Annotated in this window: 7 protein-coding genes; 2 read left to right on the top strand and 5 right to left on the bottom strand. The window is 64.1% G+C overall.

The features are described from left to right. Nucleotides 1–360 precede the first annotated feature (360 nt). The gene (locus tag ACFVSJ_RS22795; RefSeq protein ID WP_387439396.1) at nucleotides 361–2,340 is read left to right on the top strand and encodes a rhamnogalacturonan lyase; all 1,980 of its coding nucleotides are present in this window, start codon (nucleotides 361–363) and stop codon (nucleotides 2,338–2,340) included. Between the two features lie 60 nt (nucleotides 2,341–2,400). Here the strand turns inward: ACFVSJ_RS22795 and ACFVSJ_RS22790 are convergent, their stop codons facing one another. The 4 genes from ACFVSJ_RS22790 to ACFVSJ_RS22775 form a co-directional block, all read right to left on the bottom strand. Next, a complete protein-coding gene (locus ACFVSJ_RS22790) occupies nucleotides 2,401–3,129 on the bottom strand; it encodes an SRPBCC family protein (protein WP_387439395.1) in 729 nt (242 codons plus the stop codon). A 151-nt stretch (nucleotides 3,130–3,280) separates the two neighbouring features. Next, entirely contained in the window at nucleotides 3,281–4,516 is a 1,236-nt protein-coding gene (locus ACFVSJ_RS22785) for an amidohydrolase family protein (protein WP_387439394.1), read from the bottom strand. After that, complete coding sequence (locus ACFVSJ_RS22780; protein WP_387439393.1) at nucleotides 4,517–5,026, bottom strand: GAF domain-containing protein; 510 nt, start codon at nucleotides 5,024–5,026, stop codon at nucleotides 4,517–4,519. Next, a complete protein-coding gene (locus tag ACFVSJ_RS22775) occupies nucleotides 5,023–6,417 on the bottom strand; it encodes an MFS transporter (protein WP_387439392.1) in 1,395 nt (464 codons plus the stop codon). The genes ACFVSJ_RS22780 and ACFVSJ_RS22775 overlap by 4 nt, the downstream gene beginning before the upstream one ends. A 107-nt stretch (nucleotides 6,418–6,524) precedes the next feature. Between ACFVSJ_RS22775 and ACFVSJ_RS22770 the strand changes: the two genes are divergently transcribed. After that, complete coding sequence (locus ACFVSJ_RS22770) at nucleotides 6,525–7,403, top strand: MurR/RpiR family transcriptional regulator (RefSeq protein ID WP_387439391.1); 879 nt, start codon at nucleotides 6,525–6,527, stop codon at nucleotides 7,401–7,403. Between the two features lie 151 nt (nucleotides 7,404–7,554). Here ACFVSJ_RS22770 and ACFVSJ_RS22765 read toward each other — a convergent pair whose 3' ends face one another. After that, complete coding sequence (locus ACFVSJ_RS22765) at nucleotides 7,555–10,245, bottom strand: Tat pathway signal sequence domain protein (RefSeq protein ID WP_387439390.1); 2,691 nt, start codon at nucleotides 10,243–10,245, stop codon at nucleotides 7,555–7,557. Nucleotides 10,246–10,459: the final 214 nt, after the last annotated feature.

The following is a 10,459-nucleotide window of genomic DNA, read 5'->3' as shown; positions in this document are numbered from 1 at the left end:
AAGGGGGCGGTCGGTGAGAGAGCGACGCCGGGAAGGGGGCTTTTGGTGAGAGAGCGTCGGAAATGGGGGGGGGGGGGGGGGCACAAAAGCGAACATCAAGAATCGAAAACTCCCAGTAATTTCCAGTCAAACTCTTGACCGGGATGTCGAGCGCTGTAAACATAGACCCCGGAAAGCGTTTTCACCGCAACTAAGTAACAGCAGATGTCGCGCTATGAGTGTTCAAAACGGCATCTATTGCGACCTAGTTGGGTTCGCTCCGGATCCCGTCACTCGCGAGGGAATTCTGGATGCATTTGTGAAACGTTCCAATAAACGGGTTGCGGACCCTCCGCTGCCCAGCATCAAAGGAGATGTTCTTTGGCCTACCCCTTGAAATGTTCCTCCCGCAAAACACTGATTCCCCTGACGGCCACTCTCGCCGCAGCAGCCCTGGCCTTCACGGGAATTCCTCTGGCGCAAGCAGCCACCACCCAAACAACGCAAGGCAACGCACCCGCCGTCGTAAGTTCCGCCAAGCGGCAAGTCGAGAACCTGGACCGCGCACCGGTGGCGGTGCTGACTGACCAAGGCGTAACCGTCAGCTGGCGCATGCTTGGCCTGGACAAGGACAGCATCGGTTTCCAGGTACTGCGCGACGGCGTCAACATCACACCCGAGCCCGTCCGGAACTCAACCTTTTTCGTGGACCCGGAAGGCACCGCAACCTCCAGCTATGTGATCAAGGCGGTCGGCAACGGTCAAGGCCAGGACAAGCTGACCGAGGCCGTCACTCCGCTCGCGCAAAACTACCTGGCCATCAAGTTGGACAAGCCGGCGGACGGCGTCACCCCGGACGGGAAGCCGTACACCTACTCGGCCAACGACGCCACCGTCGCGGACCTCGACGGCGACGGCAAGTATGAGGTGATTCAGACGTGGTCGCCGTCGAACGCCAAGGACAACTCGCAGTCCGGCTACACGGGCAACGTCTACGTGGACGCCTACAAGCTGGACGGCACCAAGCTCTGGCGCATCGACCTCGGCCGGAACATCCGCGCCGGCGCCCACTACACGCAGGTCCTCGCGTACGACTTCGACGGCGACGGCAAGGCCGAGGTCTCGTTCAAGACGGCGGACGGCACCAGGGACGCGCAAGGCACCGTGATCGGCGACGCCAACGCGGACTACCGTAACAGTGCGGGGTACGTGCTGAGTGGGCCGGAGTTCCTCACGGTCTTCAAGGGAGAGACTGGAACCATCATGGATACCGTGGCTTACGAGCCTGAGCGCGGATCCGTGGCCAGTTGGGGCGACAACTACGGCAACCGCGTGGACCGGTTCCTCGCCGCCGTGGCGTACCTCGACGGCGAACACCCGTCCATGATGTTCAGTCGCGGCTACTACACGCGCACGGTGCTGGTGACCTATGACCTGGTCAACGGAAAGCTCGTGAAGCGTTGGACGTTTGATTCCAACACCGCCGGCGACGAGTACAAAGGCCAGGGCAACCACAACCTGTCCGTGGCTGACGTGGACCAGGACGGCAAGGACGAGTTCGTGTTCGGCTCCATGACCATCGACGACAATGGAAAGCCGCTGTACAACACCAAGCTCGGCCACGGCGACGCAATCCACACCGGCGACCTCGATCCCTCAAGGCCCGGCCTGGAAACCTTCGCTGTCCACGAGAGCATGAGCGCCAGCGGCAACCGTGGCGCCACATTCCGGGACGCCGCAACGGGTGAAGTGCTGTGGAGCATCCCGGCCATCAAGGACACGGGCCGCGGAGCTGCGGGCGATATCGATCCCCGGTACGAGGGCGCTGAAGGGTGGGCCGTGGGAGGATCCGCGGCTTGGGATTCACCCGTGGGCCAGCTGATGTCCGCCAAGGGCGAGCTGATCGCGGAGAATATCCCGGCCGCGAATTTCCTGGCCTGGTGGGATGGCGACCTGCTCCGCGAGATCGTTGACCACGACTACGACGCCACTGTGTCCCGCGGCGTTCCCACCATCTCCAAGTGGAATTGGGTGACCGAAACCAGCGACCGCCTGCTGACCGCCGACGGTGCCCGCAGCAACAACACCACCAAGGGCAACCCGTCCATCCAGGCCGACATCCTGGGTGACTGGCGTGAAGAGATCGCCTGGCCGTCCACGGACAGTACCGAACTGCGGATCTACACCACCACCGCTCCCACCGAGGTCCGCCTGCGGACTCTTATGCACGACACCATGTACCGGACGGCCGTGGCCCGGGAGAACGTGGCCTACAACCAGCCGCCGCACCCGAGCTTCTTCATCGGCGAGGGCATGCAGGCTCCGGCAGCACCCGCCGTCGTCTACACCGGCACACAGTAAGCGCGCACAAGAATGCCGCCCCGGACGCAGAGTCCGGGGCGGCGTTTTTCTCGGCAGGGGTCAGTGCTGGCCCAGCGAGCCGCCCAGTGGCGGCACGGCGCCCGGGCCCCGTTTGCCTTCGGGGCCGGTGGCGCCGTCGGTGGTATCGCCGTCGGTGACTCCGGCGCCGGATTCGTCCTCGTCGCTGCGCTCGGCTTCGCTGTGGGTGTCGCTTGCGGCCGTCCCGTCCGAGTCGCCCTCAAACTCGTCCGCCAGGCCGTTGGTCTGGTCGAACGGGTGGGTGGTCGGATCGAGCGTGTCCTCACTCGCCGTCGTGCCCGCACCCGCCGTGGCGCTTGCCGCCGTCGTGCCCGCACCCGCCGTGGCGTCGGGACCCTGTTTCTCGATGTACTCCTTGAACTTCTTCAAGTCCGATTCCGCCTGCCGTTCCACTACATGCAATTTGTCGCCCAGGAATTCCAGGACGCCATGGGGTTCGTATTCCAAGGTCAGGTGCAGGGATGTCTGTCCGGGTCCGGCTTCCTTGAAGTCCACCCATCCGGCGTTCTTTGCGCCCTCGACGGCGGCCCAAGCCACCGCCCGGTCCTGATCCTGCTGGACGATCTTCGCTTCCCAGTGCCGGTGTACGCCGGCGATTTCGGCCACCCATTCCAGGCGGTCGTCGCTCAGCCGGGTCACGCGCTCAACGCCGCCCATGAAACGGGGGAATTCCTCGAACTGCGTCCATTGCCGGTACGCCGTGCTGACCGGAACGTTCACCAGGATGGTCTTGTTCACCTTGGTGGTCACAATGTCCTCCTCTGATTCACTCGAAAATTTATCAGCATACTTACAATATCGAGCTTTTCGCGGCGGAGCCAGAGGTTCGTGGACAGTAACGCGATTTATCACGACGACGGCAAGCGCCCCGGGCCGTCAGGCGGCCCGAGAGCTCAGGCGGTCAGGCCGGGACCACCTTGCCGCCCTGGATCAGATACTCCAGGTGCTCGTGGATATCGGCGAGGACGGCGATATCGGCCACGGGATCGGCGTCGAGCACCAGCAGGTCGGCGTCGGCCCCTACCGAAACAACACCGATCTGCCCCTCCCGCTCCAGCAGCAGGGCCGCCGTCGTGGTTGCCGCGCGGATGGCGTCGATCGCAGGCTGGACCTTGCCCAGGAGACGGAATTGCTCGTTTTGGTGGCGGTGCATCCCGCCGAGCAGGTCCGAGCCAAACGCCATCTTCACTCCGGCTTCGTGTGCACGGCCAATCGCTTCAAGGCCACTGTTGAGGACCGAATCCACCTTGGCCCACATCTCCTCGGTAAGGCCAAAGTCCCGGCCCTCCTCCTTCAGGGCCCAGTACGTAACAAGAGTCGGAACCAGGAAAGCGTCCTTCTCCAGGAAGAGCCGCAGGCTTTCTTCGTCCAGCAGGTTGCCGTGTTCGATCGAGCGGACGCCGGCTTCCAGGGCGCGGTTGATGGCCCGCGCGGTGTAGGCGTGTGCTGCGACGTAGCGGTTTGCTGCCTCGGCTTCCTCCACGGCTGCCCGCATTTCTTCCATGGAGTACTGGGTGGAATCGATGCGGTCGGTGGGGGAGGAAACGCCGCCGGAAGCCATGATCTTGATGTGGTGCGCACCCTTGCGGATCTCGTCCCTCGCGGCAGCGCGCACGGCATCCACGCCATCGGCTACCCGGCCAATGCCGCAGCATCCGCGTCCGTTGGGGTCGTGGTCCTCACCGGGAAGCCTCATGTCACCATGGCCACCGGTCTGGCTTAGGGCATGGCCGCAGAAATGCAGTTTCGGTCCCTCAAGCAGGCCCTCTTCCTGGGCCATTGCCAGGCCGAAGTCCGCTCCGGAGAGGTCCCGGACGGTGGTGAATCCCCGCCGCAGCATCTCGCCCATGATGCGGGCGGTCTGCGCGTAGACATACGACGGCGGAGTCCAGTTGAGCGAGCGGAAGTCGGCGCTGGAGGCAACCACATGGACGTGCGCATCGATGAGTCCGGGGATGACGTACTTTCCGGCGCCGTCGATGACCTGCGCGTTGTCGGGCGCCGCGGCGTCCGGCCCCACGCTGGCGATCTTTCCGTTAATGCTTACGACGTCGGCAACTGAGTAGGTGCCTGCCTCCACATCCAGGACGCTTGCGTTGCGGATGACGAGTGAGGCGGTTTCTGGGGCGGTGCTCATTTAGACGGTGTCCTTTGCTGGGACTTCGGGGGTTGCTGGGAGGTCGCTGGGGTGGGCGGCGAAGGCTTCCAGGAGCTGTGGCCGATTGGCCTCAACAACCCCGACGGCGGTTTCCACACTCTGGTGCGTGTACTTTCCTTCGGCGTCCAACAGGGCAAGGACGCCGACGACGTTGCCTTGATGGTTGATGACTGGGATGTTGATGCAGGCCCCGCAGCCGAGTTCCTGGATCAGTTTCGAGTCCGTGAACACCTCCCGGAGCGAGGCAAGGTCCGGCGCCAGGAAGGGCTTCTTGTCTTCGATGACCGTGCCGAGCCAGCCTGGGAATATCTCAACGGTCTTCTCTGCGCCCACGGGGTAGGCCTCGGGGTGGCTGGTGTAGAGCCGGCGCAGTCCGGACCGCTGGGGGATCCATTGCAGGACCGTAAAGAGGACTGCGCCCGGGGCCTTCCGGACCTCATCGAACGTTTGTTGTAAAACGGCATCTGTTGCCACGGGTACTCCGCTCATTTCTTGATGGTTCCTACTGGCGGGTTCTCGGCCCCGGCCCCTGCATTGATGTCCTCGAGCGACTTGCCCGCTGTGGATGCGCCGAAGATGACTACACCCAGGACCCCGATCGTGAGGACGATGGTGGTCATGGTGAAGACGCCACCAAAGCCCAGGGCCACGGAGAAGATGCCAATGATGGACGGTGCGAGGATGCTGCCGATGCGGCCCACGGCGCTTGCCAGGCCGACGCCGGTTGCCCGCATCCAGGTGGGGAAGAGCTCGGGGGTGTAGGCGTACACGCCGGCGTAGGTTCCGTTCAGGAAGAAGGACAGCGTTGCTGCCGCGGCGAGGATCATGCCGGAATCGTTGGATTGGCTCAACCAGAAGGCGCTGACGGCGGACCCGGCCAAGTAGAGGGCGATGGTGTTCTTGCGGTCGATCCTGTCGCAGAGCCATGCCGCGGAGAAATAGCCGGGAATCTGGGCCAGGTAAATGATGATCGAGTATTCAAAGCTCTTGGTGATGGTGATGCCGCGGCCCACCAGCAACGTGGGAATCCAGGAGAAAAAGCCGTAGTAGGAGAAGGTGATCACGAACCAGATCAGCCAGATCACCGCGGTCCTTCGGCGCATGGCCCTGGACCACATGAACTTCAAGGCGTTCCAGATGCTGATCTTCTGTTCATGCTTGGTAATTTCTTCACGGACAGCCGGCACGGGCGGCAGTTCCTTGCCCGTCGCGTTACGCACGCTTTGCTCGAAACGCTCCACTACGTCGGTTGCTTCGGCAACGCGTCCTCGGCTCATCAGGTAACGCGGCGATTCCGGCAGGCTTCGGCGCCACCAGAGCAGCAGCAGGATCGGAACGGCCGTGACAACCTGGGCCCACCGCCAGCCGTCCTCACCCATCGGCACGATGAACCGGCCGATCAGGGCAGCACCAACAAAGCCGAAGGAGAAGAATCCCGCCAGAGTGCCGATGAACCAACCACGGCGCTTCGGCGGAATGAATTCGGACAGGAACGGTGCAATGATCACGCTTTCGGCGCCGGCCCCCAGTCCTGCAAAGATCCGTGCAATCAGGAAGACCTCGAAGTTCGGGGCCATGGCTGCGATGACGGACATCAGGCAGTAGAAGGCCAAAGCCCAGAGCATGACCTTCTTCCGGCCAAACCTGTCGCCCAACCAGCCCGAGAGGATGGCGCCGAAGAAGAAGCCGAAGGGAGCGGCGGAGCCAACCAGCCCCAGGCTGGCATTGCTGAGGCCCCACAATTCCTGGATGCGGGGCAGCAGGAAGGCGACCACGGCGCCGTCCATGCCATCGAACGAGTAGCCAAGACCTCCAATGAGAAGAAGCTTGTAGTGTGGTCGACTGAGAGCCAGGCGATCCAAGCGTGCTGTGAGAGACATGGTGATTCCTGCCAAGTGGGCCAAGTTGTACATTTTGGGGAATATGCACAAGTCTGTGCAGATGTGATGTATTGAAGGTACGGCGAAAGTGTGAGGTAGGTCAATAGGTGGAAGAAGATTTCGACTCGTCGACGTTGACCGAGTGGCTGGACAGCCGCGTCCAGGGCCGTAAGCTTGCGGCCCGGCAGATGCAGGTGGTGGGCATCCTCCGCTCCCAACCGCGGCTCGCCTCCTACGGTTCGGTCAGTGACATCGCCGTGGCGGCTGCATCGAACGCTTCAACGGTGACCCGAACCGCGCAGACACTGGGCTTCAAAGGATGGTCGGACTTCCAATTCGAACTGCGGTCGCGTTTCCTGGCTTCACTGAGCGCAGTGGAGGTCGCCGCGGAACACAACGGGCACATCAGCAGCCCTGCTGCAGCGGCAGTCTCCACGGATCGGGCCAACCTGGCCCACTTCGAGCGCACGCTCAACGCGGATACGGTCCACGAGATCGCAAAGGCCATTGCCGGCGCACGCCAAACGTTCATTGTTGCCGCCGGCAGCTACGCCATCCCCGGAAAAGCGCTGGAGCACAACGCCATCATTGCCGGTTACAACGTCCGGCTCCTTGACGCCGACGTCGCTGCCCTGACCAACGCTATTGCACGGCTTGGTGCAGACGACCTTGTGATCGCCATCAGTCTCTGGCGGGTCTACGACAGCACCATGCGGGCCGTGGAAATCGCGCATTCCATCGGGGCGCCGGTAGTTTCGATCACGGACAGCGCGGGATCGCCCGTTGCGGTCAACGCGGCACACAGGATTGTTGTGCCTACCGAAGGAGCCGGGTTCTTCCCTTCACTGACCGGTGCCGTGTCCGCAGTCCAGGCCATCGCCGTCGAACTTGCCTCCCTGGACAAGGAGCGGTCCAACCAAAACATCGCCGCATCCGAGCGAACCTGGGACCAGATGCGGATCATGCACCCGCGCTCCAGCTCCTAGGGGCGCGAAGAAGCCGCACCGTAACCACCCCTTCCCCGCACCGTCTCTCACGTAACGGCCCCTTCAGGCCGACCCTCTCGCAGCCGATGAGAGAGCGCTGCCGGGAAGGGGTGGTTTCGTGAGAGAGGGTCGGGTGTGGGGTGGGCGGGACTTACGACGCCGGGGCCTCCACGGGCGCTTCGGTCACGGCCGGCAGGTGCTCGCCGATGAGGGCCAGGCTTTGGATGGCCGCCAAGCCGAACTGTGCGGCGTCGTTCGTGGAAACCGTGGGAGCCTCATCCACCGGTAACAGCACGAAGGGTGGCTGGATCTTCCGCAGCGTGAACGCCTCTGCATGGTTCAGGTTCTCGCCCCCGATGCTGAAGCTGTCCCACGCCGCCGCAGCCAACTCCGGGGAACCCATCCGGGCCGCGGCGTAGGCGGTGATCCGGCTGTGGGCCTGCGTCAGGTAGATTCCGGCCAAAGGTTGACCAACCTCCGAGGCCTGGGTGGAAGGCGAAGCCAGGAACAACCGGCAGTACTGCATCCAGGCCTTCTCGAAAGCCGGAGCAGGAACCAGGCTGATCAGTTCGCTGCAGATTTCCACCAAACCGAACACGGCGCTGAGGTGGGAAACGCTGATGGCTTCGCGTCCGACGTCGAACCTTCCCGCATCCAGGTCGTAGAGTGCCTCGCCGGTCAGGAAGCCGTACTTGAGCGAGCCAATGTCGGCCATGGTGCCCAGGAGCCGGTCGCGGGAGCGGGGGTTGCTGGTGCGTTCCCAGTCGGTGAGCCAGGTGGCCGCAAGTGAGCCCCAGTCCGTTCCCAGCCCCACCCCCAAGGCGCCGCGGTCCGGGCGGTAAGTATCGGCGTCGGGCCTGACTTTGCGGACGGGGTCCAGGCCGAGGAAATTCTGGTCGCTGTCCACGAGTTCGGTGAGAAGGTCTCCGGTCCGTTCGTCGGCCGTGAGGTAGTAGTAGAAGCGCCGATACGCGGGGTTGCTGATGCGCAATTGCTTGGCGCTGCAGCCCCAGTGCTGCACGTTGTGCCGGGAGCCGAGCCCGCGCCATGGGCCGGAGTGGTACACGTCCACCTCGCCCGTGTGGCGGGTCAGGGCCTCGGCGAAGCGGAACACGTCCGCCCGGCCCGAGCGGAGGTACATGTACCAAAGCCACAGATCGGGGGAGAGCTCCGAATTGTCCCAGGCATAACCGCCTACGTCGTAGCGCCAAACGTGCCTGTCGGAATCGTAGGTGTGCATGACATCGCCGTAGTTCCAGAACCCGTACCAGCGGCGTTGTTCCTGTTGGCCCACGTAGAAGTCGAACAGGAAGTCCAGCTTGTCTTCGAGTTCGGCGCGGGCGGGGGTGCTGCGGTCCACGGGGGCCCAGTCCCCGAAGACGCCGGCCGCGTGGAGGTACTCCGGGGAAGGCTGGAGGACCGGCGGAACGGATGCCGCGGCAGCGTCGGCGGCGAGGCTTTCGGTGCTGGGCGTGGAGTCATAGGCGAAGAGCGTCAACTCATGGGTCCGTGCGATTCCCGCAGGATTTCCGAAGCCCGGCTCGTAGTCCTCGTAGGTGATCTCCAAGCCCTCAAGCTGCTCCTCGAAGGTGTCCTGCCCCAGGCCATCGTGGTAGAAACGCAGGTCCATGGGCTGCGCTTCGGGGGAGTAGAGCCAAGCCGTCATTGTGGCCTGCTCCCTGGCGGCGTCCCGGATGTCCAGCTGCCCGGGGTGTGACTGCCAAAAATCCCGCACTCCAACCCCGAAACCGCCGCGCAGATCGCTCAGGGAGCAGAAACCGGCTGCGCGCGTGCCTCCGGAAATGCCCACCCAGCCGTGCCCGGACGCAGTGCGTTTCCGGAGCTCGAAACCGTCGGCGGACAACTGCGTGAGCGTGTAGTCGTTCCACAAGGGAATGAGGTGCAGCCTTTCCGACACTTCCGGATTCCACTCCGGCAGGGGCGGCGTTGGCCGCCCGGCGAGCTGGGCGTTCCGCACAGCTTCGCCCGGGTCCCGCCGCAGTCCGGTCAGCCCTCGAACAGCTTCCACCAGGAACCCGCCGTCGGCACCGGCAATGCGTACGTGCCGGTCGTGCAGCCCGCTGGCCAGGGGGACCGTAAACCGAACACCGAGCCCGGCCAGGAAGTCCTGCCCGGCATCGCCATCCCACACGAACGAGTGCATCATCCGCACGTTCCGGGCACCCGCATGGAACGTGAAGCGCACAGTAAACGGCAACCATTCCCGCGAGCCGGAATCAGCAGTGTGCACGCCATCCAGGCGCACCACCGCGCGGATGGGGCCACCCTGTTCGACGGTCACTGAGCGGACGTACCCCGTAAATCCGTCGCGGACAGTGGCGCCGGAGCCCTCAATCACGCCACCCTGCAGGAGGCTCACCAGCCGCGCGTCCGACGCAACCACCGAACCATTGCGGGACAGGCACCGGAACAAGGACGGCCCACTCCGGGGAATCACCATTTCCAGGGTTCCGGTGCCGACGTTGACCGTGTCCACTGTTTCGGTGACGGTCACCTGGGGTGGGCGTACGACGGCGGCTGCCGGACCGCCGTCGTGCGTTTGCGTTGCGTTGGAATCGCCGGAGCCGAACCGGACGGTGTACGCGGACGCAGGCTGGTCCGTTGCCGCGATGGCGAGCCCGGCCCACTTCAGCGTTCCGTCCGGCCACGTCGCGAGGGGCCAGGCCTGGGCAGGGACGCGGGCTCCCTCATGGTCTTCCACCGATACCGTCGAGACATCCTGGGCCGTGCCCCGGGGGAAGGGCATCCCCCACGTGGCGCCACCGCTGAGGATGGCCGGGGGATCGCCATCGATCCACGTGACAGGGGCGTGCTGAGTCATGGAAAATTCACCTCAAGAGTCTGGGAAAACGCTTTCTTTGTGACGTTTCAAAAAACCTACCCCGGTTGCGATGCAGGCCGCAAGGGGGCGACGCTTTCCTACGTGAGGGCCACCGTGGAGCCGGCCAACGCCTGAGGACCCTACCCGCGCCAAAGAAAAGCCGACGACGGCGGGAGCCACCCGCCGTCGCCGGCGTTATCGTTTAAGTCCCGGC

Origin of the sequence: Paenarthrobacter sp. NPDC058040 (assembly GCF_042885775.1) — a bacterium.
Lineage (GTDB): Bacteria > Actinomycetota > Actinomycetes > Actinomycetales > Micrococcaceae > Arthrobacter.
Note: the sequence above shows the minus strand (reverse complement) of the source record. Positions and strands in the feature narration are given on the sequence as shown.